We start from the raw sequence: 23,408 nt of genomic DNA, 5'->3' as shown, positions 1-23,408 counted from the left end.
CGTCACCGCCTGCGCCATTGGATCAATGCGTGGTCTGCCAGATGGGCGCCCCAGGCCGCCGTGAGCCAGCGGCGCTCGATCCGTTCCATCAGCGCCAGCCAGCGCGGTGCACGGCGGGCCAGCGGCTCCAGGTAGGACGGCGGCACCGCCAGCCCGATCGGGCGCACCCGTTCTTGCCGGAAGTGCTCACCCAGCGCGCACTGCATGTCGCCCACACCGTGGTACCAGACCGACAGCGGCGGTTGGCCGGCGCCCAGTTGGGCCGGCACCGGCCCGCCGCGCCAACGCCGCATGGCGCGGCGCGGCTGCAGGTGCAACAAGGCCCACGCGGTTTCCCACAGGCACAAGCGCGGCATCACGACGACGATGACCTGCCCCTGTGGCGCCAGGCAGGCAGCCAGCGGCGCGGCCAGCGCCCGCAGCGCCTCGGGCGACACGCAGTTCAGGCCGCCGAAGTTGGAGAACACGAGGTCGAACGGGCCACCCAGGTCCTGCGCCCTCACCTCACCGGACGCCAGCGCTTGCAGGTCCAGCTGCCGCGTCTGCACCAGAAGACCGAGACCACCACGTTCGAGCTTGTCGCGGGCCACTCGCAACATCTCGCCCGACACGTCGGTGGCTACCACGCGATGACCGGCGCGGGCCATGTGCAGAGCGTCCTCGCCCGTGCCGGAGTTCAGCTCAAGCACCAAGCAGGGCCGACCGTGCTGGCGCAGGCAGTCGTCAAGAACCTCCCAGACCATGCGGCGCTGCGCGGCGCCCACCAGGCTGTGGGTGAAATCACGGTCGTAGTCGACCGCCATCACGTCGAAGGCGGCTGCACTCATGGTGCCACCGCCGGTGCAGGTGCCGGCAGACGCTGTTCGCGCCCCATGCCGATTCGGGCGGTCAGCAGCGCGGGCGTGGCGCGCAGCAGCGAGGCCAGCGCACGAAGCCTGCCCCCGCGGCTGGGCGCCGGTAGGCGCCCGCGCAACACTGCCCAGCAACGCCCGATCTGGAAGCGCCGCGACGTGTAGACATGCAAGTGCCGGTAGAACGCCGGAGAAAAGGTCCCGGGGAACATCAGCGCGAGGTCGTTGCTGTGAAGCCAGTGGGTCTTATGTCCCATCTGCGCCTTGACGCGGTCGTGGAAGACGGTGCCTGGTAGCGGGTAGGACACCGAAATGCCGATCTGATCGGGCTGCAGATCGTCCAACATCTGGTGCGTTAGCTGAATGTCGTCGGCCGTCTCGCCGAGGTAGCCAAACTGCAGGAACAACGCGGGCTTCACGCCCTGCTGCTTCAGCGCATGCACAGCGCCGTCGATCTGCGGCCGCTTGATGCCCTTGTCCATCGCATCGAGGATGCGCTGCGAACCGCTCTCGGCGCCGATCCAGGCCGTCTCCAAGCCTGAGCGGGACAATGCCTGGAGGTCGTCGGCATCGCGCAGCACCAGATCGGCGCGGGTCTGGATGGTGTAGCGCATCTTCAGGCGGCGCTCCTGCACCAGCGCGGCGAAGCGCAGCGCCCAGCCCGGCTTCAGCCCGAACAGATCGTCGGTGATCCAGAAGTGGTCGGCACCGTAGCGTCGCACCAGCAGCTCCAGCTCATCAACCACCTGCTCCGGGGAACGGACGGTGTAGCGTTTTCCATAGAGCGGCTTGGCGCACCAGTTGCACGCGTAGGGGCAACCGCGTGTGGTGGCGACGTTCAGCGAGAAGTGGCCATGCCGACGTTCCCAGACCTCCCGGTAAGGCTCCAGATCGACCAGGTCCCATGCCGGAGGAGGCAGGTGATCGAGGTCGGTGATGGGTGCGCGCACCGGCGATCGCGCCAGACGGTCGTCCTCCAGATAGGCCAGCCCTGGGATGTCGGCCCACGGTCGGCCGTCACGCCAGGCCCCCAGAACGTCAGCCAGCGTGGCCTCGCTTTCGCCGCGCACCACAACGGTCGCGCCGGCGCGCAAATAGGGTTCGGGGAAGTCGGTGGCATCAGAACTGCAAACGACGACCCGTGCCCCAAAGGCACGCGCCAGGCGCACCATCTGCAAGGCCGCTTCGCGCATGCGGTCCAGGCACATCTTGGTCAGATAGTTGAAGCCGTCCTCCTGCAGCACCACGAACTCCGGGCGTTCCTGCTCTAACCGACAGAGGAAGGACAGCTCACTTTCAGCGAGCCCCGCATCGAACACATGCGTCTTGAAGCCCAAACTGCGCACCAGCCCGGCCGCGTACAAGGTGCCCAGGGGCGGATACGGCTTGCCCGCCTGCCACTGCTTGGGATCGAGCCGGTAGTAGTAGGCCGAGGCGACCAATACGGTGTCGTCGACGGTGTGGCGCGTGATGGCCCCGCCCGCCTGCCGCTGCAATCGGTCCAGATTCGCCTGATAGCGCTCAAGAATGCGGTACTTCCACTCCGAGGTATGGAGCTTGGCCACATCGCGGCTGAGCTCCATGCTCCGCCGCGCCGTCAGAGATGACAGCTGCGCAATATTGCGACGGAGCCGTCGGTGGATCAGCTTCCACGCGCACCAGTCCAGCAACGCGCCCAGCACCCCTCCCAATGCCATCTCGCTGAAACGGCGACCAGTCGTACGCGCTGGCTCTGCCGGCCTCTGCAGCACTGCCCGGTTCGGCAGGTAGTCGTCCACCCAAGGGTTGGCCTTTTGCAGGTGCGTCAGCGAATCACACCCCGCCACGGGATACAGCGTGGCCAGCTCCATCGCCGTGAAGGCGTCGCGCCGCTCAAGTGCCAGCTTGTGGCCAGCCAGCAGGTAGTTCGAGCACAGCATCTGCGGTGCGGGCAACTTCTGGCGGTAGAAGCGCAACAAGACGTAGACCAGCCACAACCGCCCCGGCCGCGTGATGATCAGGAAATCAAAGTCCCCGTCCTCGGCCAGCGACCGCTTGGACAAGGATCCGGAAATGGCCACGCCATCCACGAAGGGCAGGCGCATCAGGCCACGGCCCACTTCCAGCGCTTGAGGCATGGCCGCGTCGGCACGGTCGCGGTTGGCTGACCAGCGCGCAATCGGATCGTCCATCTCGGCGATCCAAAACCATCGGTCATGGCTGGCCACCAGGCCAGCCGTTTGCAACCGCTGCAGCGCACTCGCCACCTCGCTGATCGGCACGCCCGGCGTGTCAAGAAATCGCCAGACCTCATCGGCAGACAGCGGGCTGTTGAACACCTGGCGATATGCCAGTGCCCTCAGCACCGCTTGCTGGGCCGCATCCAGCGAGGGTATCTGTGCCGTCACGGCTTCAGTTGGCTTCAGCATAGAACCCCTCCACCTCGGGACGCGTGTATCGGCGCAGGCGCTGCAGCGCCTTCAATTCCAGCGGCCGCCTGTACAGGCCGCTCCAGTACCGCGGCAGTGACGCCAACTGCATCATTCGGCGGCCCCATTCGCCCAGGGTGAAATCCGTGCGCGTCGGGTAGCGGGCGTTGATCACCGTCTCGAAGTCATGGATGTGGCGCACCATTGCGGTCGTCAGCCACGGTGTCAGCGGATTGCGATGCAAGTCGAAGGACTCCCATGACGGGCTGACCCATTCCTCCAGCGTGCTCGGGAAGCGGAATCCCGCGGCCTGGCTGTGCTGCTGCAGCGTGCTGCCCTCGGTGGGCACCGGGCTGTAGATGTAGAGGATGATTTCGGTCGCCGGGCTCTGGTCTTTCAGGCGCCGGATGAAGCTGATGTCGCGGTGGATCTGCGCCCAGACCTCGGCCTCGGTGGGCCGGGGAAAGCCCAGCACGAACGAATACTCGGGAATGATGCCGAACGACAGCAGGCGGGCGGCGAACCGCAGGATCTGCTCGCCTGACTGGCGCCCACCCTTATCGACCATGGCCAGCACTTCGTCGTCGCCGCTTTCGGCGCCGAAGAAGATCATGCGGCAGCCCGCTTCACGCATCAGCGACAACGTCTCGTCGCTGTAGCGGTCCAGCGTGTCGATGCGACCTTCGCCCCACCAGGTCACGCCCTGCCCACGCATGCGCTCGGCGAAGGCGCGCACGCGTTTCTCGGCAACAAAGAAGTTGTTGTCGGTGAATTCGATGGCATCCACGCCATGCATGTCGCGCATCTGCAGCACGTCGTCGGCGACAAGCTCGGCCGAGCGCGCCACCCAGCGGCCTTGGTAGAGCGGCACCACGGCGCAGAACGCGCACATGAACGGACAGCCCATGCTGGTGTGCATGGCATGGGTCCGGCGGCCAAGGAAGGTGCGCGGCAGATAGCGTTTGATCGGATGACGCCGGGCCAGCAGTTTCAGCGGCAGTGATGGCTGACTGTCGAGGTTCGGCAGCGGGGCCTTGCCGGTGCGCACCACTTCGCCACTCCGCTGGAAAATCAGCCCGGGGATCTGGTCGGGCGAACGGCCCGCGCACAACGCCGCCAGCAATGCCGGCAGTGAACCCTCGCCGGCCGATTGCACGACGTAGTCCACCCAGCCCGACTGAAGGACGGCCTGCGGATGGTTGGATGGAAAGTAGCCGCCCCAGATCGTGACGACCAGGGGAAAGTGCTCGCTAACCTGGCGAGTGATCGGCACCGCCTGCCGCAACTGCGGTCCAGGCATCACCGTACAGCCGAAAAAACCGAATCGCCCGGAAGCCAGCAGCCTCTCGATCACCACCCAGGGATCTGGCTCGAGGTTGCCGTCGACCAGCTCGACGTCATAGCCGTCGCCCAGCGCCGCCGCAATGTGCAGCAAGCTGTTGGGTACGCGGCCTGTGCGGGTCGCCCAGGGGTTAAACAGCAGAATGGCTGGCTTAGGCCGCAGCGTCGGGACGGCGGCGGAGGCAGCGGCACCCCCAACCGCCGGCGACGAGCCTTTGCGCCTCCCGTAGAAATGCATCGGCACACCCACCGCCGCTTGCACCTCGGGATCGGCACTCACGCCCGCCGTCTTTGGGCCGATGACGCTAGAACATTCCATGCAGTTCGACAAAGCTTTGCCGCCGGTTGTCGATGGCGTTCTGCGGGATACCACCAAACTTGCGATAGCCCGCGCGCAGCTGCGCGAAGGCGAAGGGCGTGTACTCGTAGACGAGGCTGTAGCGCACCTTGTTGTCGTGGGCCACACGGCGGTCAGGGTCGAGGTACTCACCGGTGAGCTTGAGGTTGTGGCCCTGCTGCACCAGCCAGTTGGCCTCCAGCAGCGTCGCGTATTGCTTGCGCTTGCCCTCGGGGTAGCCGGCGTCGCTGACCATGTCGATCTCGGCCAGCCAGGCCACCGGCCCGGTCGTCGTGCCGGCAAAGAGGCCGTAAGCCTGGCGGTTGCCTGCCGCCGACTTGACCTGCGCGGCCGCTGCGCCGACGCGGCCCCAGGGCTGCATCCAGATGGCCTGGGCCGTCGTCTGGTGGCCGTTGGAATTGCCCGTGTTGCCAGGGCCGTTGCTGCGCACGAGCTGCAGGGACCAGTCATCGCTCTCGTGCCCCAGCTCCAGGCCCTTGTCGGGCACGGTCATGCTGACCCCGCTGAGCTGGCGAACGAAGGCCAGGCTGTCCTGCAGGCGCCAGCCAAAGGGCAGGTAGAACTGGCCGGCCTTGGCATACCAGCCCAGGCCGGGCGTCTGCAGGCGCACATAGGCCTCCTGGCGCTCGGACTTGCCGGGCGCTACCTGCTGGTCGAGGTAGGCGCCGAGGTAGTCCTTGATGAGCTGCACATCGGCGTACAGGCGCACCTGCTCGGTACCGCCGACGCTGCGCGTGGGCTGGCCCGAGACGGAGGTGCGCGTCGTCGCTGTGCGCAGGTCGCCACCCAGGCGCAGGCGATCATCCAGCAGCGAGCCGGTCCAGCCCTGCAGTGCGTCGGGCAAAGCGTTGGCCGGGATGACGTTCTGCGCGAAGGTGTTGCCCACCGCATTGCGCAGGCCGCCGCCCGAGGGGTTCACATGGCAGGCCACGCATTTGAGGCCGGCGCGGATGGCGAGATAGGGCTCGGCCTTTACGGCCGAGAACAGCAGCGCGAGGGCCAGGCCGAGAAGCAGTCGTGCGGCCATCATTTCTGGGCTCCGTTGTTGATCCATTGGCGAATGAGCCCGATGGTCTGGGCATCCAGATAAGGGCCGCCAAGCGGCATGCGCGCACCGACGGCCTGGTGGCCTTCGAGCTTGTGGATCAGGTAGCTGTTGTCCGCATCGCCCGGCGCCACGCGCTTGAGCGCCGGCACGCCGCCGCTGGATACACCCACCAGCATCGCGAAGCTGTTGGTCGCGTCCAGCCGCAGGCCGCGGGGCGCGGCCGCGCCGGCGTGGCAGGCCGTGCAGACGGGCGTGAAGACATGCGACTGGATGGAACTGAAGCTGGCCGTCATCGGGCCGCTGGGGTCGTCGCCCTCGCCGAGCGGCCGGCCGTTGGCGTCCAGCCCTTCACCGCTGCCGCCGCCGCAACCCGCGATCAAAGCGGCTGCAGCGCCCAGCGCAGCCACCCATGGTTTCGAGATCCTCATCACTGCCCTTTCCTGGCTTCACTGCGGCGTGAGTGCCAGCGCCTGCAGCGCAGGTTCAAGGCAAGCTAGGGATTCAGAACGCGGTCGTCAGGCCGAGCACCAGCGCGCGCCGGCGTGTCGCGTCCGTCCAGGTGTAGGGGCCGCCGCGGCCGGCTGCTGTCCAGGCAAGCTGCAGATCGCTGCTCGCGCCGAGTTGCCAGGACGCACCCAGGCGCAGGTCCGCACGCGTCGCGCCATGCGGCTCGGCATAGGGCGAGGCCCGGCCGCCGCGGCCGTGCAGCAGGCCGACATGCCCCAAGGCCGCCACGCCCCGCGCCAATGGCCAGCGCAGGTTGAATTCGGCATAGACGCTGCGCTGGCCGATGCCGTAGTAGTCGGGCGAGACATAGGCGCGCAGGTTCCAACGCTCCCCCAGCAGCCCGGCATAGACCTCCTGGTAGTCGTAGCGCGACACGTTCTCGTAGGCATGCGCGACGATGCCGGCCTCGCCGTCCAGGCCCGGCGCCAGGCCGAAGACCCGGCCGCCATAGAGCTGCAGCGCGGCGCCACGCCGCTGGGAAAAGCGAGCATGCGCCAGCTGTGCCCCGCCATACCAGCCAGCCTCGCCGTCCCAGGCCAGGCCAAGCTGGGCGCTGGGACGGTTGGCGCTGTACGACATGCCGCGCTCCCGCGCATCCGTCTGCAGCGACAGCGTGCCGCCCACGTCCGCCCAGGCTGCGCCCGCGCCGGCCAGCAGCGTGGCGACCAGCGTCGTCAGTCGGGCCAGGTGCGCGGGGGGAAACATCAATCGGCAGTTTGCCCCAGCATCGTGCAGGTTGGGCCGCGAGTGCCGGCGTGGCGGGCCAGCGTCGCGCAGCTGTCGATGCGGCCCTGGGTGGTGTTGACCAGGGCCGTCTTCAGCGCCAGGGTGCCGCGTGTGCCGTCGAGCTCGCGCACCAGGGCGAGCAGGCCGGTCGCATGCGCGGCCGCGAAGGACGATCCCGATACCAACGACCAGCCACCGCCCACGGCCGTGCTGGGCACGTCACGCCCCGGCGCGATCACGGCGCCTGCGGGCAGTGGCGGCGCGAGGCCGACGACGAGCACGCCGGGATGGTTGGCCGGAAAGGGCCCGTTCTCGCTCGGCATCGCCGCGACCACCGTGGCGCCGCGCGCCTGGGCCTGGTCCAGCAGCAGCGCGAGCAGGCGGTCGTCCGGCCCACCCAGGCTCATGTTGATGATGTGGGCACCCTGCTGGATGGCCGCGTACAAGGCCTTGGCCAGGCCCAGGCTCGTGCACAGCGTCTGAGTGCCAGCCGCCTGCCAGCAGGCACGCAGGGCCAGCAACCGGGCCTGGGGCGCGATGCCGGCGATGCCCAGGCCGTTGTCGGCCCGCGCCGCGATGATGCCGGCCACCGCCGTGCCGTGGCCTTCAGCCGGCGGCGCCTTGTCGTCGACGAAGTTCTCGTTGAGGGCGACCTGGCCGGCGAGGTCGGGGTGGCCGGCCTCCACGCCGCTGTCGACGATGGCCACACGCACGCCGCGGCCGGTGGCCAACTGGTGCAACTCGGCCAGATGCCACTGGCGTGCAGCCGGCTGGGCCTGGTAGAGCGGCTCCTGCTGGCTGCCCTGGGCGCGGTACAGGCTGACCGGCTGGGCCCAGGCGACGCGCCTGTCCTCGGCCACAGCCTCGGCGACCTTCGCCGAACTGCGCGTGTCCCCCTCGGGCAGGCGCATGACGAAGCAGTCCACGCCGGCCAGCGGCATGGCCCATTCGCTGCGCATCTCCAGCTTGTGGGCCTGGGCCAGCGACTGGGCGACCTGCTGGCGCGACTGCCGGCCCACGCCCTCGCCATAGGTGCCCGCATAGCTGCCGTCGGGCCGGTAATGAGCCTTGGGCAGCTGCAGCATGACGAGGACCTGGCGCTGGGCGTCCTCGGCCTGGGCATGGGCGCCACCGCCGGTCAGGCAGCAGGCCAGCAGCACCAGCAAGCGCAGCCAGAGTCTCATTGAGCCGGCCCCGGTTGCAGCGGCTCGGCCAGGGCGACGATGGGAGCCGTGCGCAGGGCGGCGAGGCCCCGGGCGTCGACACGCAGCAGCCAGGCGCCGGTCTCGGTGGGCCCGGCGACGACGCCGGCGCCCTGGGCCTGCAGCAGTTCCCGCACCGCCTTCTCGGTGGTGCCGGGCTTGAACATCACCAAGGCATCCGCCACGACCGGCACGCTGCCGCTGGCGGACAGGCCCTGGTAGGCCGGCTCGTCGGGGCGCGGCGCCAGCACCAGGGCCAGCAACAACGCGACTGCCGCACCTTGCAGGCCCAGGGCCCAGGGCATCCAACGCGCCGCACGGGCAGGTTTTGGCTTGGCAAGCTGCATCAGCGCATGCATCTTCGCCAGCCCCGCCTCGACGTCACCGCCCTGCAGCGGCGTACCGGCCACGTTCAGCAGCGTTTGCATGGGCTGCTCGGCTGCCAGCTCGTTGCGGCAGGCGGTGCAATGCAGCACATGGCGTTGCACCTGGCCGGTCTCATCCTCGCCCAGCTGGCCGCGCGCATACCAGGGCAGCAGCGCCTGCACGGCGGCATGCTCGTCATGTTCCATCGGAATCACCACACTCATCACAGTTCTCCTTGCTCCAGCCCGGCGAGATCGTCGAGCAGGAGGCGCAGCCGGCGCCGGGCATAAAACATCCGTGTCTTGACGGTCTCGGGCGGGCAGCCGACGACATCGGCGATCTCGGCATAGGCCATGTCATGGAAATAGCACAGCTCCACGACGGCGCGGTGCTCCGGCGACAGCTCGGCCATCGCTCCGCGCAGCCGGCCGCGCAGCTGCTCCAGCCCCAGGCGCTGCTCGGGTCCTGGCCCGGGGTCGGTCGGCTCCTCGACGCTGTCGCCGTCCACCGGCAGGTCCTGGCGGCTCAGGGCCTTCAGCGCCTTGCGGTAGCCGATGCCGAAGATCCAGGTCGACAGCTTGCTGCGCCCGTCGAAGCTGTCGGCGCGCTGCCAGACGACCATCAGGGTGTCGTTCAGCACCTCCTCGATGGCTTCCGGCTGGCGCATCAGATGCGACAGAAAGCGCCACAGCCGGGGGTGGTAAACCCGATAGAGGGCGTCGAATTCCGCCCGCTGCCCGCGCTTGATGCCCTCCAGCAAGGCCAGTTCCAGCACCTCGGCCGCCGGCCCGCGGGCAGAAGCAGCCGGGGCCGACGGGGCGTCATCGCGCTTTTTCCTGATGCTGGGCCACTTCAACATGCTCGCCACACGGGGTTCCATTGCGTATGAGTCCCGGCTCGGTGCCAGGAGGTTCAAAGCGATGGTAGCGAGCCCCCGGCTCAGGGGGCTAGGCCAGGCCGGCCAACGTCATCTCATGCAGCCAGTGCGATTCGGCAAAGCCCTTGGTGTCATAGAGCTTCTTCAGGCGTACGGTGGGTACGGGCAGCTTGCAGGTGGCCGCGGTGAAGTTCTGCTCGCCCTTGCCTTCCTTCCAGGCCGACTGCCAGACCGTCGCCAGCGTGACGGCGCCGTCAGCCATGCGGTTCATGGTGCGCTCGCCCAATGCGGCCCACATCGCCGCCGACTGGCCACGGCCATGAACCCGGCGGTAGACCTCCAGCACCTCCTCGGGCGGCAGCTCCTCGATGGTGCGGCGCATCAGCTGCACGACGGCGTCCGCCGCCGCCATGGGGCCTGTGAACAACGGGCGCTTCACCGCCGCACCCACGCGCTGCTTGACGCCGACCACCACCTCGTCGGCGGCCTGGTTCAGCATGTCGTCCTCGTAGACGGCATGCACCTTGTCGTCGTCGGCGTCGTCCGGCTGGCCATGGTGCAGCTGCGAGACATGCAGGGGCTGGCAGGCGTCGCCAATGTAGTGGGCCAGCACGCCGGCGGCACAGACGTAGGCGTCGAGCTGCTTGGCGGCAGCGGCCTGCACCATGACCTTGTAGAGCTCGGCAACGCGAAACGGCAGCGCGCCACGGTGCGCGGGTTTGCGGGCGGGGTCGATGCTGCTGTAGAACTGGTCCCACACCTGCGGGTCGCGCGACGCCGGGTCCTGCTGCCAGAGCTGGATCAGCGTCCTGCCCTGGAAGGCGGGCCCGCGGCCGGGCTCGTCCATGTCAGCGAAGTGGTTGGCCTTGTCCTTGCCTCGGGTGCTGCGCCAGACCAGGTCGGGCACATCGGCCAGGGCGATGAATTTCGATGTCTGCGTGGCGCCGGGCAGCTTGCCAGCGGTGATGTCCTCGTCGCTGACGCCGATGGCCGTCGCATTGGCCTTGAAGACGGCCTTGGCCTTGGCCGTCTGCAGCGCGAAGCAGGCGGCATAGCCGATGTTGTAGTGGCCGACCTTGCCCCAGTAGCGGCTCTGGCCGCTGCGCCAGTCCTCGACGAGCTCGACATTCAGCGCCTTGCACAGCGAGCTGAAGCCGGTGGCCAGCGCGAATTCGGTGGCGCGGTTCGAATGCAGGGCGCCGAAGCCATGGCCGCCCCATTGCACGGCCAGCGGCCGGAAGTTCACCGGCGCAGGGGCGCCCTGGTCCTTGGCGGTGCGGTCGGCCACCTCGTCCCAGAACCACACGGCACCGGAGTCGCCCGGGCGCGTCTGCACGGTCTGGCCCGGCCGGCGCGGGCCGATGAGGAATTCCGCCAGCGCGTCCACGCCGCCCACGCTGGCATGGCGGTAGAACAGCCCGTGCACGCAGCCCTCGGTGCGGATTCCACCCGGCAGCTCCGTGAACAGCGGGCAGCCGATCAGGTTGAGGCTCATCTTGTCGGAGCTCAGGTCGATGACGGGGCCGAAACCGCCGACGCCCAGGTACTGGGAATTGGTCGAGCCGATGCTGTCGAGTTTGACGAGGGCGGCGTCCAGCGTCAGCCGGGTATCGCGGCCGGCAAAGCCGGGGTAGATGTCGGCCAGCGGCAGCGCGTCGACGCTGCGCGACGTGATGTGCCCGATGCCGACCTTCTTGCCACGCGGCAGCGCAAAGACCGGCGCGCCGGGCTCGGTGCCCGAGGTCACGTGGCGGCTGACGAGGGCGAAGGCGCAGGCGCCGTCCTCGACGATGGCCGAGGCCACGCCCATGCGGGTCGCGCCCTGGTCGGCCACATGGACCTGGAAGTTGGGGCCGAACTTGTCAGCCGCATAGAGGGCCGTGTCGGCCGGCGGCAGGTTGGCCACGCGGCGCTGCACGAGCACGGGGCAGGTGCGCACCTGGCGGCCGTCGGGCAGGTAGAGCACCGGCGGCACCGCCAGCTCGGGGTGGCGGGACAGCGTCTTGCGGTCCAGCCATTCGGTGACGAAGACCAGCACGCAGGGCCAGGACCAGGGCCGGAAATTGCTGTTGTCCAGCGTGCGGGGGCCGAGCTCCTTGCCGGTCTGCTCGGCATGCTCGTCGGCGTAGTTGGGGTCGTCCAGCCGGATGCGGTAGCGGCCCATGGCCGTGCCGATGACGGTCGGCAGGTTGGCGATGTGGACGTGGTACTGGTCGCGCGCTTCAAGCAGGTCGCGCACGCTCAGGGTGCGGGGGTCGGCGCGGCGGATGAAGCGGTCCATAAGGTCTTTCGCAGGGCGGATCAACGGCCGGACGCTATCAAGCCCCGGCCCCCGCCGCCTCATCAAGCCTTGGGAGGCGCTATCGTTGCACCATGAGCGAAGCCGGCGCCCTGCCCCTGGACACCCTGACCTCGGCCTGGGCCGGCGGCGCATCCGACGCCGAGCCGCAGTTGCAGTCCGGCGGTGGCGAGACCGGCAGCGGCCGTGAATGGCGGGTCAGCGGTGACTGGACGGTGCTGGCCCTGCGCGAGCGCTATGTGGAATTCCGCCAGCGCGTGGCCGCCGCCGTCACCGAGACCCCCGATGCGCTGTGGGACCTGCGTGCCCTGGGGCGGCTGGACACCGCCGGCGCATTGACGCTGTGGCAGGGCTGGGGCCGCAAGCCGCCGCGGCGGCTGCTGTGGCTGCCCGAGCATGTGACGCTGTTCTCGCAGTTCATGCAGCCCGGCGCCTTCCCGAAGCGCAAGCGCAGCCTCGGCCCCGGGCTGGAACTGGCCAGCCTGAAGACCCTGGCCTTCGCCCGCCATGGCGTCGACATCGTCGCCCTCATCGGCCGCCTGCTGCTGGACTTCGTGCAGATGCTGCGCCACCCCTCGCTGATCGGCTGGCGCGAGATCTCGGCCAATGTCTACCGCACCGGTGCCCAGGCGCTGCCGATCACCGCCCTGGTGGGCTTTCTCGTCGGGCTGACGCTGTCCTACCTGATCTCGCGCCAGCTGAAGGCCTATGGCGCCGACATCTTCGTCATCAACATCCTCGGCCTGGCGGTACTGCGCGAACTGGGGCCGCTGCTGGCGGCCATCATCGTGGCCGGCCGCTCGGGCTCGGCGATGACGGCGCAGATCGGCGTCATGCGAGTCACGCAGGAGCTGGACGCGCTGTCGGTCATGGGCATCTCGCACACCGTGCGCCTGGTGGCGCCCAAGGTCATCGCGCTGGCCATCTCGCTACCGCTGGTGGCTCTGTGGACAAGCGGGCTGATGCTACTGGGTGGCATGACGGCGGCCAGCGCCCAGCTCAAGCTCGACCCGATGCAGTTCGTGCACATCCTGCCCAGTGTCGTCGAGCCGGTGAACCTGTGGCTGGGCTGGGTCAAGTCCATCCTCTTCGGCGGGCTGATCGCGCTGCTGGCCTGCCATTTCGGGCTGCGCGTGAAACCCAACACCGAGAGCCTGGGCCAGAGCGTCACGCAGTCGGTCGTCACGGCCATCACGCTGGTCATCGTCGTTGACGCGGTGTTTGCGGTTCTCTTCTCCAACCTCGGGGTCTGAAATGGACAACCCAGAACCCATCATCGAAGTCGAGAACGTGACCACGGCCTATGGCGGCCACGTCATCCATCGCAACCTCAACCTGACCGTGCACCGCGGCGAGGTGGTCGCGCTGATCGGCGGCTCGGGCTCGGGCAAGACGACGCTGCTGCGCCTGCTGCTCGGCCTGGAGGTACCGCAGGCCGGCAGCGTCAAGATCTTCGGCCACCCCTTGGGCCGCTGCGCGGTGCGCGACCTGGAGTGCGTGCGCTACCGCTGGGGCGTGCTGTTCCAGGCCGGCGCGCTGTTCTCGGCGCTGAGCGTCTACGACAACGTCGCCCTGCCGCTGCGCGAGCTCAAGAGCGTGCCGGCCGACCTCGTCAAGCCGCTGGTCATGCTGAAACTGGCCCAGGTCGGCCTCAAGCCCGAGGACGCGTTGAAGCGCCCGGCCGAGCTGTCGGGCGGCATGGTCAAGCGCGTGTCGCTGGCGCGGGCGCTGATCCTTGACCCGCAGTTGCTGTTCCTGGACGAACCCACCGCCGGCCTGGACCCCGACAGCGCCAAGCAGTTCGTCAAGCTGCTGCGGCGCCTGCGCCAGGAGCTGGGCCTGACCGTCGTCATGGTCACGCACGATGTCGACACCCTGTTCGCCGTCGTCGACCGCGTCGCCGTGCTGGCCGACCAGCGCATCATCGCCAGCGGCCCACTGTCCGAGGTGGCGCGACTGCCGCATTCCTTTGTGCGCAATTTCTTCCTCGGCCATGTCGAGCGCTGCGCCGAGGAGGATGTGCGGCGCTTCCGCCTCAGCCTGGACGACACGAGCGATGAGGGCGGCATTCCCGCCGTCCTTCGCGAAGAACAAACCGCCTGAAAAGCCGCATGGAAAACAAAGCCCACGCCCTGGCCGCCGGCCTCTTTCTGCTGCTGCTCGGCCTCATGCTGGCAGCCAGCGTCGCCTGGTTCCAGGGCGACCGCACCGAGCGCGTGCGCTACACCGTCGTCGCCCGCAGCGGCGTTCCCGGCCTGAATCTGAAGGCACCGGTCAAGCTGCGCGGTGTCGAGGTGGGCTACGTCGAGACCATTGGCTTCGACTCGGCCGACCCGCGCCAGATCCTCGTCGGCATTGCCGTCGATGTGGCCGCGCCCGTGTCGACCCAAACCTATGCCCAGCTCGGCCTGCAGGGCGTGACCGGCCTGTCCTTTGTCGGCCTGGAGGAGGCCGATACCAAGGGAACCCTGCAGCGCGCCGCACCCGGCACCCGCCTCGCGCTACGGCCGACGCTGCTGGATCGCCTGGCCGAGAGCGGCCCGGGCCTGGTGACCGGCTTTGCCGAGACGGCCACCCGGCTCAACGCCCTGCTCAGCGACGACAACCGCATCCAGCTCGGCAAGACGCTCGCCGAGCTGCAACAGGCCGCCGGCGACACCAGCAAGCTGATGGCTGCCCTGCAACCCAGCGCCCGCGAACTGCCGGCGCTGCTGAAAGACTCTGATGCCACCGCCAAGCGCGCCCAGGCCGCGCTGACCCGCATCGAGGCGCTCGCCGCCGATGGCCAGTTGCTCGCCCAGGATCTGAAGGCCCGCGCCAAGGCGCTGGACCAGCTGGAGGCGGCCGCCGCTCAGGTGCAGGCCACCAGCCGCAGCCTCGAACTCGCGCTGGTGGGCGACACGCCGCCGCGCAACCGGCCTGTGCTGGCCGATGTCTCGGCCGCCAGCCGCAGCATCGAGCGTGCCGCCAATGACCTCGGCGACCAGCCGCAGAGCCTGCTGTTCGGCCGCAGCGCGCGGCCGCCCGGGCCCGGCGAGACGGGTTTTGCCGAGCGGCTGAAGAAATGAAAACAGCATCGATCCTGCTGGCCGTCGCGCTGGCCTTGAGTGCCTGCTCCCTCGCACCGACGGCGCCACCGCGGGCCGTCTACGACCTCGGCCCCGCGCCTGCGGCGGCCGCCAGTAGTGGTGCGCTGGCCTGGCGCGTGGCCGACGTGACGGCGCCACCCTGGCTGTCGGGCGACGGCATTGCCTATCGCCTCAGCTTCCAGCAGGCCCAGCGCCTGGAGCACTACCGCGACAGTTTCTGGGCCGCACCGCCCGCGGCCCTGCTGACGCAGCGGCTGCGCGAACAACTCGTCACGCCGCCCGCCTGCGCGGGCCGGCCGGCGGCGCTGCTGGCCATCAACCTGGACGAGTTCGAGCAGGTGTTCGCCAGCCCGGCCAGCAGCCAGGTCGTGCTGCGCCTGCATGCGACGTTGTGGCCCGCCGGCGCCACCAGCCCGCCAGTGCAACGCCACTGGCGCATCGAACGCGCCGCCGCTACACCCGACGCACCCGGCGCCGTGCGCGCCATGGCCCAGGCGGTGGACGAAATGCTGCCCCAACTGGCCGACTGGCTGGCGGCATCCGCCTGCCGCTGAATCCGGCACGGGCTGCGAGTCCAGGCCTTACCGCGCGGTCGACGGGCCAGCGCGGCGGCGCTGCAAGCGGACCAGCACCAGCAGGCCGGCGCCGGCCATCATCCAGCTCGACGGCTCGGGCACGGCCGCCGCCGTCATGAACTGGCCCGAGGCCGAGCTCGTGGTGACGCCGTCGGGCAGGGTCCAGTTGAAGTGCAGGGTGTTGCCGAAGTCGGCGCTGGTGTTGGGGCTGCCGGCATAGGGCAGCGCCACGGCCGAGGTGTGGAGCTCGGCATAGATGAAAACCTTGCTGTTGCCCAGGGGGATGGCCAGCTCATCGCCCAGGACCGTCGTGCCGGATTTCAGCTGCATGGCCGGGGCGTAGTCGTTCAGGTGATCGAAGAAGTCGGCCTTGGGGTCGCCGACATAGAAGCGCGCCCAGGCCTGCGCATATCCGCCGGGTGTCAGCGTGCCGTCGATGCTGACGCTGAGGTTGGCCAGGCCGAGGTTCTGGCCGTTGTGGAAGGCCACCGTGTCCCAGAAACGGGCCAACGATTCGGCGCCCGTCTGGGCATGGCAGCCCGGGCATGGTGTGGCGCTGGAGGCCGCGTGCAGCGTGCCGTCGCTCAAGGCAGCCATGCCCCAGGCATAGGAGTACTTGTAATACGACGGCGTGTTGGCCATGGCAGAGAAGCTGCCCTCGCCACCGCTGCGGGTGCCGCCCGTCGTGCCGGCGTAGCTGCCGTAGTTGGGCGTCGCGGCTTGCGCGGTGAAGGTCAGCAGGGTGGCGCTGGCCAGGGCCAGCGCGAGAGTCATCGAGGTCTTGTTCATGGTGGTCTCAAGTTCAGACATTCAGGGGTTGGGTGTTCATCAGCGCCCGCGCGCGGGCGGCGATGTGTTCGGGCTGGGGCACGGCGGCCTGCTCCAGCGGCCAGCTGGCCAGCGCCGGGGCGTCGGGACCGGTCAGGCGCTGGGGCGCGGCCTTCAGTTCGGCAAAGGCCTCTTCGGCGACGACGGCACACAGCTCGGCGGCCAGGCCGCACAGGCCGCTGGCCTCGGTCACGCACAACAGGCGGCCCGTCTTGCGCACCGAGGCCAGCACGCTGGCCGTGTCCAGCGGCTTGAGGCTGCGCAGGTCGATGACCTCGGCCGCCACGCCCTCCGCCTTCAAGGCTTGCGCCGCAGCGAGGCAATGGCCGACGGTCTTGCCGTAGCCCACCAGCGTCAACGCGTCGCCGCGCCGGCGCACCGCGGCGCGGCCAGGCAGCAGCAGTTCGTCGCCATTCACTTCGCCCGGCGCATGGGCCAGGCCGATGTCGCTGAACAGCAGGCTGGGCAAAGGCTGACTCAGGGCGCCGCTCAGCAGCCCGGCGGTGTCGCTCGGCGTGCTCGGCATCAACACCTGCAGGCCGGGCACGTGGGCGAACAGCGCCTCCAGGTTGTGGTTGTGCTGGCCGCCGATGGACCAGCCGGCACCGGTCTGGGCCAGCACCACCATCGGGAACTCGAATTGCCCCCCGCTCAGGGCCCCGAGCTTGCCGGCGCTGTTGACCAACGCGTCCATGGCGAGCATCAGGAAGGGCGAGAACAGCAGGTCCACGACGGGGCGCAGGCCCATGGCCGCGGCGCCCACGGCACAGCCGACGATGCTGGCCTCGGCCAGCGGCGTGTTGCGCACGCGCTCGGCACCGAAGGCGGCCAGCAGCTCGGGGTTCTTGGTGGCCACGCCCTCGCCGATGAAGATGACGCGCTCGTCGGCCGCCATCGCGCGGTGCAGCGCTGCCATCAGCGCTTGCTGGGAAGTCATTGTTTGCATCTCTCGTGCTCCTTCAGGCCAGTTGGGGCCAGGGCGCCGCAAGTGCGGCGGCATAGGCGTGCTCGATGACGCCACGCACCTCGGCCTCGCGGCGGGCCAGGTCATCGGCACTCAACATCAGCCGCTCGGCCTGGCGTTGGATGGGGTCGCGCTTGAGCCACTGGGCATGCTCGGTGGCACAGACATAGGCCTGGTCGTCGGGCTCGAAGTGGCCGCGCTGGCGGTAGGTCGTCAGCTCGAGCAGGCGCGGGCGGCCGCTGTCGCGGATGGCGGCCACGGCCTGCACGGCGGCGGCGTGAACGGCCTCGACGTCATTGCCGTCCACCACCTCGGCCACCAGGCCATGGCCCTGCACCCAGTCGGCCACGTGCTCGCCGGGCATGGTCTCGCGGCGGTGCACATAGGCCTGCCACTGGTTGTTCTCGCAGACGAAGAGAATCGGCAGGCGCCAGGTCGCGGCCAGGTTGATGGCCTCGTGGAAGATGCCCTGGCAGGCCGCGCCGTCGCCGAAGAACACGGCTGTGATGCCCTCGGGCTGGGCGCCGAGCTTCTGAGCCAGCGCCACGCCCGGCGCCAGCGACAGCCCACCGCCGACAATGGTGGACGTCAGCACCACACCCAGTGCCTTGACCGAGATGTGCAGCGAGCCCGAGTGGCCACCGCAATAGCCGCTGGCGCGGCCCAGCACCTCGGCGAACATGCGCTCGGGGTCGGCGCCGCGCGCCAGCAGGTGGCCGGCGCTGCGGTGGTTGGTGAGCAGCTTGTCCTGCGGGCCCAGGGCGGCGACGACGCCGACGGCGCAGGCCTCCTGGCCGACCGAGGTGCAGGTACCGGGGTTGCTGGGCGAGGCGGCAACGATGAGCTGCTGCTCGTAGGCACGGATCTGCAGCATGGCGTCCAGGCGGGAGGACACGGTCGAGGCGGTGGCGGCGTTCCCAACGGGTGCTGCTGGCAGTTCGCGCGGCGTGGGAAGGGTGTTCGTACTCATGTCGGTCTTTCTCAGTTCAGCAATGCGGCAAGGCGCGACAGATCCAGCGCGGCGACGGCGTCGCGCATCGGGGTCGCATAGGCGGGGTTGTTGGGGTGGGTGCTGGCGCAGACGGTCAGCAGCTGGATGCGCGTGCGGTGGCGGGCGTCCCAGGGGAAGCCCGGGTCCAGCTTGACGAGGCGCTTCAGCGGCCGTCCGGCGTCGGCAGGCCCGGGCAGGCGATGGCGGCCGCTGCCCAGGCGGTAGGGCTCGCCGAGCTGGCCGGCGTCCATTGCGGAACGGGTGGTGCGCAGGCTCTCCAGCTCGTCGACCAGGCCCTGGCGGCCACGTGCCAGTTGCGCGTGATAGCTCGCCTCGCCAGCCTTGCGCTGGCGGGCCGCCATCAGCAAGGCGTCGGCGGCCTTGGCGTTCTGCGGCCGGATCTGCTCGGCCTGGCGCTCGGCGGCGGCAAGGTCAAAGGGCTGCAGCGCGCGCTCGTTGCGGTGGTCCCAGTCCTCGATCTTGCGTTGCTGCTCGCGCTCGAAGTAGCCAAGCATCTCGCCCACCGTGACGGGCACCCAGGGCAGGCGACGCTCGGGGCCGATGACGGCGCAGCCACGAAACACCGGCCAGCCCTGCATGGCCTCGCCGCGCTCGCCTTCGAGGTAGGCGCTGAGCTGCTCGTCATGGGCCCAGCGGTTCAGTGTCGTCAGCGGCGAGTTGATGAAGAGACTGAAGCCGGCGCGCGGGCCGATGCGCTGGGCGGCCTCGGCGTGGATGCCGCAGCCTTGCTCGCCCACCCAGGTCTTGGGGCCGAAGCCCTGGGCATGGATGACGGCCTCGCGCGGGCGGCGGCTGGGCTCGTCGGAGTCCATCACCTGGCGGGTCAGGCGCAGCTTCACTTCGGGCAGGGCCAGCAGGCCGGGGTTGGGCCGGGCCTGCGCCTCGAAGTGATCCATCACCGCATGCAGTGGCTTGAACGACGCATGGCTGATGGGCAGGCCGTCGCTGCTGATCGGCTCGGCAGCGTTGACGGCCCAGCAGCCGGCCTGGGCGTTGCCAGCGGCGAGCACCACCCCTGCGAGCAGCGCGGCGGCGACCTGGGCGCTCAGCGAGGGGTTGGGACGTGTTTTCATGGATAGCTCTCCTGATTCGGCGGTTTCGGGCAAGGCTGCGCCGCGCCGCTGCCTGGTGGGCTTCGGCCGGTTGATGCCTTGGGGGATGCGTGTCTCGCGCCGGGTCTGTCCGGCATGGGCTGTACTGTGGTCGGCGAGCGCTTTTCGCACTGCTAGTTCTCCACTAAGGGTTTGTTAAGTCTTTGCTAACGGCGACGCGATGGCCTGCTTGCCTATCATTCCGACCTCGACCCAACCACCGCGCCGCACCTTGCCGCAACTCCCCCCCGACTGGGCCGCTCATCTCGAAAGCGGCGTCTCCCACCGCCTCGGCGGCAGCCATGCCGACGGCCAGCCCGAGATCTGCCGCGGCCTGGCCGCTCAAGCGCTGGCCGACGGCCGCGTCGAGGTGCTGCTGGCGGCCGACATCGCCGACCGGCTGCTGGCCGCCGTGCAGGCGAGCGGGCGCATCGCCTACGTCGCGGCGCAGCCGGGCAGCCATCGCACGCTGCACGTGAAAGGGCTGGACGCCGAGGTCTTCACGCCCACGGCCGGCCATGCACCGCTGTTCGAGCGCTGCCGTGAACGATTCATCGCCCAGGTCGAGCCCTACGGCTTCAGCCGCGAAGCCATCATGGCGATCTGGTACGACCTGGGCGTGCAGCGCCTGGCCGGCATCCGCTTCACGCCCTGCGGCGCCTGGGACCAGACGCCCGGCCCAGGTGCCGGCAACCCCGTGGAACTGCTGCGCTGATGGCCCGCCTTCCCGGCATCTGGATCGATCACCTGCAGCAGGGCGTCACGCTGCGCGTGGGCTCGAGCACGCCCGAGGGGCAGCCCGAGCTGGCCTTCGCACACGGCGCCTGGGCCCTGGCCGACGGTCGCATCGAACTGCTCGCACGCAGCGAGGCGGGCGCCGAGCTGCTCGACGCGATCCGCGCCACCGGCCGCGTCGCGGTCTCCGCCGGCCTGCCCAGCACCTGCCGCGTGCTGCATGTGAAGGGTGTGGATGCCGAGGTGCTGCCCGCCTATGCCGAGCAGGGCCAGAAGTTCGCGCGTTGCTTCGAGGCCTGGCTGCGGCAGATCGAACTCTTCGGCGCCGACCGCCGACAGGTCAACGCCGTGCTCGGCGACCTCACCCTGGCCGACCTCAGCTGCGTGCGCTTCACGCCGCTGGCCGCCTGGGACCAGACCCCCGGCCCCGGCGCCGGCCAAGCCATCGACCTGTTGCCATGACCGACACCCCCACTCCTCAAACGGAACGTCGTGCGCTCAAGCTGCGCGACGTGCGCCGCCTGCTCGAAGGCGTCATCCCGCCGGCGATGTGCTCGGTGGGCGCCGACGGCATGCCGCACGTCAACTACCTGTCGCACGCCGAGTACATCGACGATGAGCATGTCGCGCTGACCTACCAGTTCCTCAACCGCGCCCGCGTCAACATCCTGGCTACCGGCCGCGTCGCGCTCAGCGTCGAGGACCCGATCACCGGCGTGTCGGTGCTGCTGCAGCTGCGCTACGAGCGCACCGACACCGAAGGCCCGGTGTTTGAGCGCCTGCGCGCCAAGCTCGCCGGCATCGCCGCGCAGACGGGCATGGAGAAGGTCTTTCACCTGCGCGGCGCCGACGTCTACCGCGTCGAATCGCTGCGCAAGCTCGACCCGGTGCACCCGCTGCCGGCGATGGCGCCGCGTTGCGATCTCGCCACCGGTGTGCGGCGCCTGAGCGAGCAACTCGCCGAGGCGCCCGATCTGCGCAGCCTGCTGCAGGCCTTCACCACCGGCCTGCAGCGCGACCTGTGCATCGGCCACGCCATCATCTGGCTGCTGGACGAGCAGCGCCAGGGCCTCTATACGCTGGCCAGCATCGGCTACGAACAGGCCGGCAGCGGCGCCGAGCTGCCGCTGGCGGAAGCCGGCCTCGCCGGCGTCGCGCTGCGCGAGAACGTGCCCATCCGCATTGGCCACATGAGCCAGATGTACAGCTACGGCATGTCCTGGCGAGCCAAGGCCGAGCAGCTTGGCCTGCAGGCCGCCATGGCCGACACCATCCCCATGCCCGGCCTGGCCAGCCCGCGCAGCCAGCTCGCTGTGCCGCTGCGCGCCCGTGGCCGCACGGTCGGCGCGCTGCTGGTTGAAAGCGAGCACGACCAGTTCTTCAGCTATGACGACGAGGACGCACTGACGGCCGTTGGCGCTCAGCTGGCGCAAGGCCTGGCAGCTTTGCGCACGACGGAGCTCGTGGAAGAGCCCGTGGCGGCGGCCCCCGCGGCCGAACAGGCGGCCGGCGGCACGCCGCTGCGCTTGCGCCACTACCCGCGTGACCACAGCGTCTTCATCAATGACGAGTACCTCATCAAGGGCGTGGCCGGCGCCATCATCGCCAAGCTCGTGCGCGACCAGATCGACAGCGGCCGCGAGGCCTTCAGCACGCGCGAGCTGCGCCTGGCCGGCGGCGACCTGCGCCTGCCCGAGGTGCAGGACAACCTCGGCGTGCGCCTCCTGCTGCTGGAGCGCCGCCTGGCCGAGCGCGACTTCGGCCTGCACATCGAACGCGCCGGCCGCGGCCAGTACCGCCTCATTGCCGACGGCCCGCTGAGCCTGACGACCGAGGGCTGAGTTGCGCGTCTGTCGCGCCATGCGCTACCGTCGAGACACGAGCACTGGCCGGCCTGGCCGCACCTCAGCCCTGACACTGGAGACCCTCGTCGTCACGGCCGCAGTGCCGTAGCGTTGACAGGCCCTAAGACACCATCAACGAAGTGATGCCGGTCTGGCCTGGGTGGTAGAGCCGCAGGCGCACGAAGTAGCGACGACCGGCAAAGAGCTTGTAGACAATGCTGGCATTGCGGTCTTCGCCGCTGTCGTCGTCGGCCGCCAAATTGCGCGGCGTGCCGTTCACGTCCTCGAACAGGCCGAGCAGCGTGTCCGATGCGCCCTTGGTGGCGATGGTGTACCTGCGCGACTCGGTGGGCTTGAACAGATAGTCCACCTGTTGCCCGGCCGCAAGGGGCACGGCCACGGCCTTGAAGGCTTCCAGCGTCGGCGTCTGGGCCGCCTGCGCCGGGTACCACTTCAACAACCAGGCCTTGTCGGCCTTGGACAGCTTGCCGGGCGGCACCAGGCCGTCGACGTCATATTGCTCGGGCTCGTCGATCAGGCCAGGCTCGAACTCGTACTCCATGATGGAGTCGGGGTCCCAACTCGAGCCCTGCACCTGGCTGGGCTCGAGCTTCTCCAGGATGTTGTGGAAGGTCGTCTCGCGCGTCCAGCTGTTGGGCGGCTTGCCCAGCGAGGTGTAGACGGCCTCCTCATGCCACTTGATGCCGGCAAAGGGGTTCTGGTGCTCGTGCTCCATGCCCAGCACATGGCCGAGTTCGTGCAATGCGGTGCCGCGGCCATACTCCGTGGTCAGGTCCCAGCCATAGACGGTGGTCGGTTCGGTCGTCGGCACATGCAGCACGTCGCGCCCGACGGCCGACGCCGAGCTGCCATCCGGCTCGGAGTAGCCGATGCGCACCTCGGCCTCGCTCATCTGCGTGACCTCCTGGAACACCAGGCCGATGCCGACGGCTTTCCATTCGGCGAAGGCGGCGCGCACCGCATCGGCTTGCTTCTTGGCCACGGCGTAGTGGCCGCTCTTGAAGAAGCAATAGTGCAGCACCGTGCCGTTGAGCCACTTGCCTCGGGTATTCAATATGGCACGTGCGCGGCGGGGATCGTTGGCGATGACGGCCGGCAGGCTGGGCTTGATGCGCGGCGGCGTGTTGCACAGCGGCCTGGGTGCCGGGCGCGCGGCCAGTTTTGACTTGTTTGTTTTCGGCTTGCTTGCCATGGATGCCTCCATCGAGCGTCACTGCCCATTGCAGCCCGCTCAGCATGAACCCGGCGCCGCCCGGGACCAATAGC

Annotated in this window: 22 protein-coding genes; 7 read left to right on the top strand and 15 right to left on the bottom strand. The window is 69.3% G+C overall.

The genetic code is table 11. From position 1 onward, the window contains the following. Positions 1-2 precede the first annotated feature (2 nt). The 10 genes from AC1DW0_RS00570 to AC1DW0_RS00525 form a co-directional block, all read right to left on the bottom strand. Positions 3-827 (bottom strand): class I SAM-dependent methyltransferase, encoded by an 825-nt coding sequence (locus AC1DW0_RS00570; protein WP_477944421.1) that lies wholly within the window; start codon positions 825-827, stop codon positions 3-5. After that, entirely contained in the window at positions 824-3,259 is a 2,436-nt protein-coding gene (locus tag AC1DW0_RS00565; protein WP_477944419.1) for a radical SAM protein, read from the bottom strand. Before AC1DW0_RS00565 ends, AC1DW0_RS00570 begins: the two co-directional genes overlap by 4 nt. Beyond that, the gene (locus tag AC1DW0_RS00560) at positions 3,243-4,880 is read right to left on the bottom strand and encodes a B12-binding domain-containing radical SAM protein (protein WP_200955280.1); all 1,638 of its coding nucleotides are present in this window, start codon (positions 4,878-4,880) and stop codon (positions 3,243-3,245) included. The genes AC1DW0_RS00565 and AC1DW0_RS00560 overlap by 17 nt, the downstream gene beginning before the upstream one ends. A 25-nt stretch (positions 4,881-4,905) precedes the next feature. Continuing rightward, entirely contained in the window at positions 4,906-5,988 is a 1,083-nt protein-coding gene (locus AC1DW0_RS00555; RefSeq protein WP_056197306.1) for a hypothetical protein, read from the bottom strand. Beyond that, complete coding sequence (locus tag AC1DW0_RS00550) at positions 5,985-6,434, bottom strand: hypothetical protein (protein ID WP_056197307.1); 450 nt, start codon at positions 6,432-6,434, stop codon at positions 5,985-5,987. The genes AC1DW0_RS00555 and AC1DW0_RS00550 overlap by 4 nt, the downstream gene beginning before the upstream one ends. Positions 6,435-6,507: 73 nt before the next feature. Next, a complete protein-coding gene (locus AC1DW0_RS00545) occupies positions 6,508-7,218 on the bottom strand; it encodes a TorF family putative porin (protein WP_056197309.1) in 711 nt (236 codons plus the stop codon). After that, on the bottom strand, positions 7,218-8,423 hold the full coding sequence (locus tag AC1DW0_RS00540; RefSeq protein WP_457391159.1) for a S8 family peptidase: 1,206 nt from the start codon (positions 8,421-8,423) through the stop codon (positions 7,218-7,220). The genes AC1DW0_RS00545 and AC1DW0_RS00540 overlap by 1 nt, the downstream gene beginning before the upstream one ends. Further along, positions 8,420-9,031, bottom strand: coding sequence for a zf-HC2 domain-containing protein (locus AC1DW0_RS00535; RefSeq protein ID WP_477944415.1), 612 nt, complete (start codon positions 9,029-9,031; stop codon positions 8,420-8,422). Before AC1DW0_RS00535 ends, AC1DW0_RS00540 begins: the two co-directional genes overlap by 4 nt. Next, positions 9,031-9,666 carry an RNA polymerase sigma factor gene (locus AC1DW0_RS00530; protein ID WP_477944413.1) on the bottom strand — a complete coding sequence of 212 codons (636 nt, stop codon included), beginning with the start codon at positions 9,664-9,666 and terminating at the stop codon, positions 9,031-9,033. The genes AC1DW0_RS00535 and AC1DW0_RS00530 overlap by 1 nt, the downstream gene beginning before the upstream one ends. An 88-nt stretch (positions 9,667-9,754) precedes the next feature. Then, positions 9,755-11,965 carry a phospholipase C/P1 nuclease family protein gene (locus AC1DW0_RS00525; RefSeq protein ID WP_477944411.1) on the bottom strand — a complete coding sequence of 737 codons (2,211 nt, stop codon included), beginning with the start codon at positions 11,963-11,965 and terminating at the stop codon, positions 9,755-9,757. A gap of 92 nt (positions 11,966-12,057) precedes the next feature. On the opposite strand from AC1DW0_RS00525, the gene AC1DW0_RS00520 reads away from it, so the two are divergent. From AC1DW0_RS00520 to AC1DW0_RS00505, 4 genes are read left to right on the top strand one after another with little or no spacing between them, the layout of a single operon-like run. Then, positions 12,058-13,236, top strand: coding sequence for an MlaE family ABC transporter permease (locus tag AC1DW0_RS00520; protein WP_457354605.1), 1,179 nt, complete (start codon positions 12,058-12,060; stop codon positions 13,234-13,236). A gap of 1 nt (position 13,237) precedes the next feature. Then, complete coding sequence (locus AC1DW0_RS00515; protein WP_457354607.1) at positions 13,238-14,086, top strand: ABC transporter ATP-binding protein; 849 nt, start codon at positions 13,238-13,240, stop codon at positions 14,084-14,086. A gap of 8 nt (positions 14,087-14,094) precedes the next feature. Further along, positions 14,095-15,051, top strand: coding sequence for an MlaD family protein (locus tag AC1DW0_RS00510; RefSeq protein ID WP_457391162.1), 957 nt, complete (start codon positions 14,095-14,097; stop codon positions 15,049-15,051). Beyond that, positions 15,048-15,626: an ABC-type transport auxiliary lipoprotein family protein gene (locus AC1DW0_RS00505; protein WP_457391164.1), complete on the top strand. Its 579-nt coding sequence runs from the start codon at positions 15,048-15,050 to the stop codon at positions 15,624-15,626. Before AC1DW0_RS00510 ends, AC1DW0_RS00505 begins: the two co-directional genes overlap by 4 nt. A gap of 27 nt (positions 15,627-15,653) precedes the next feature. Here AC1DW0_RS00505 and AC1DW0_RS00500 read toward each other — a convergent pair whose 3' ends face one another. Genes AC1DW0_RS00500 through AC1DW0_RS00485 form a run of 4 tightly spaced genes read right to left on the bottom strand, consistent with a single transcriptional unit; the run spans position 15,654 to position 19,524 of the window. Then, complete coding sequence (locus AC1DW0_RS00500; RefSeq protein WP_477944408.1) at positions 15,654-16,436, bottom strand: PEP-CTERM sorting domain-containing protein; 783 nt, start codon at positions 16,434-16,436, stop codon at positions 15,654-15,656. Positions 16,437-16,449: 13 nt separating this feature from the next. Continuing rightward, positions 16,450-17,412, bottom strand: a complete 963-nt coding sequence (locus AC1DW0_RS00495; RefSeq protein ID WP_477944406.1) for an alpha-ketoacid dehydrogenase subunit beta — start codon at positions 17,410-17,412, stop codon at positions 16,450-16,452. A gap of 22 nt (positions 17,413-17,434) precedes the next feature. Beyond that, positions 17,435-18,409, bottom strand: coding sequence for a thiamine pyrophosphate-dependent dehydrogenase E1 component subunit alpha (locus AC1DW0_RS00490; protein WP_477944404.1), 975 nt, complete (start codon positions 18,407-18,409; stop codon positions 17,435-17,437). 11 nt (positions 18,410-18,420) lie between these two features. After that, positions 18,421-19,524, bottom strand: a complete 1,104-nt coding sequence (locus tag AC1DW0_RS00485) for a hypothetical protein (protein WP_477944402.1) — start codon at positions 19,522-19,524, stop codon at positions 18,421-18,423. A gap of 250 nt (positions 19,525-19,774) precedes the next feature. On the opposite strand from AC1DW0_RS00485, the gene AC1DW0_RS00480 reads away from it, so the two are divergent. From AC1DW0_RS00480 to AC1DW0_RS00470, 3 genes are read left to right on the top strand one after another with little or no spacing between them, the layout of a single operon-like run. Further along, positions 19,775-20,257 carry a hypothetical protein gene (locus AC1DW0_RS00480; RefSeq protein WP_457321914.1) on the top strand — a complete coding sequence of 161 codons (483 nt, stop codon included), beginning with the start codon at positions 19,775-19,777 and terminating at the stop codon, positions 20,255-20,257. Continuing rightward, the gene (locus AC1DW0_RS00475) at positions 20,257-20,739 is read left to right on the top strand and encodes a hypothetical protein (protein WP_477944400.1); all 483 of its coding nucleotides are present in this window, start codon (positions 20,257-20,259) and stop codon (positions 20,737-20,739) included. The genes AC1DW0_RS00480 and AC1DW0_RS00475 overlap by 1 nt, the downstream gene beginning before the upstream one ends. Continuing rightward, positions 20,736-22,118 (top strand): GAF domain-containing protein, encoded by a 1,383-nt coding sequence (locus tag AC1DW0_RS00470; RefSeq protein WP_056197332.1) that lies wholly within the window; start codon positions 20,736-20,738, stop codon positions 22,116-22,118. The genes AC1DW0_RS00475 and AC1DW0_RS00470 overlap by 4 nt, the downstream gene beginning before the upstream one ends. A gap of 124 nt (positions 22,119-22,242) precedes the next feature. On the opposite strand, the gene AC1DW0_RS00465 is transcribed toward AC1DW0_RS00470, so the two are convergent. Then, entirely contained in the window at positions 22,243-23,334 is a 1,092-nt protein-coding gene (locus tag AC1DW0_RS00465; protein WP_056199502.1) for a zinc metalloprotease, read from the bottom strand. Positions 23,335-23,408 lie beyond the last annotated feature (74 nt).

It is taken from the genome of Roseateles sp. P4_D2 (assembly GCF_056401875.1).
Note: the sequence above shows the minus strand (reverse complement) of the source record. Positions and strands in the feature narration are given on the sequence as shown.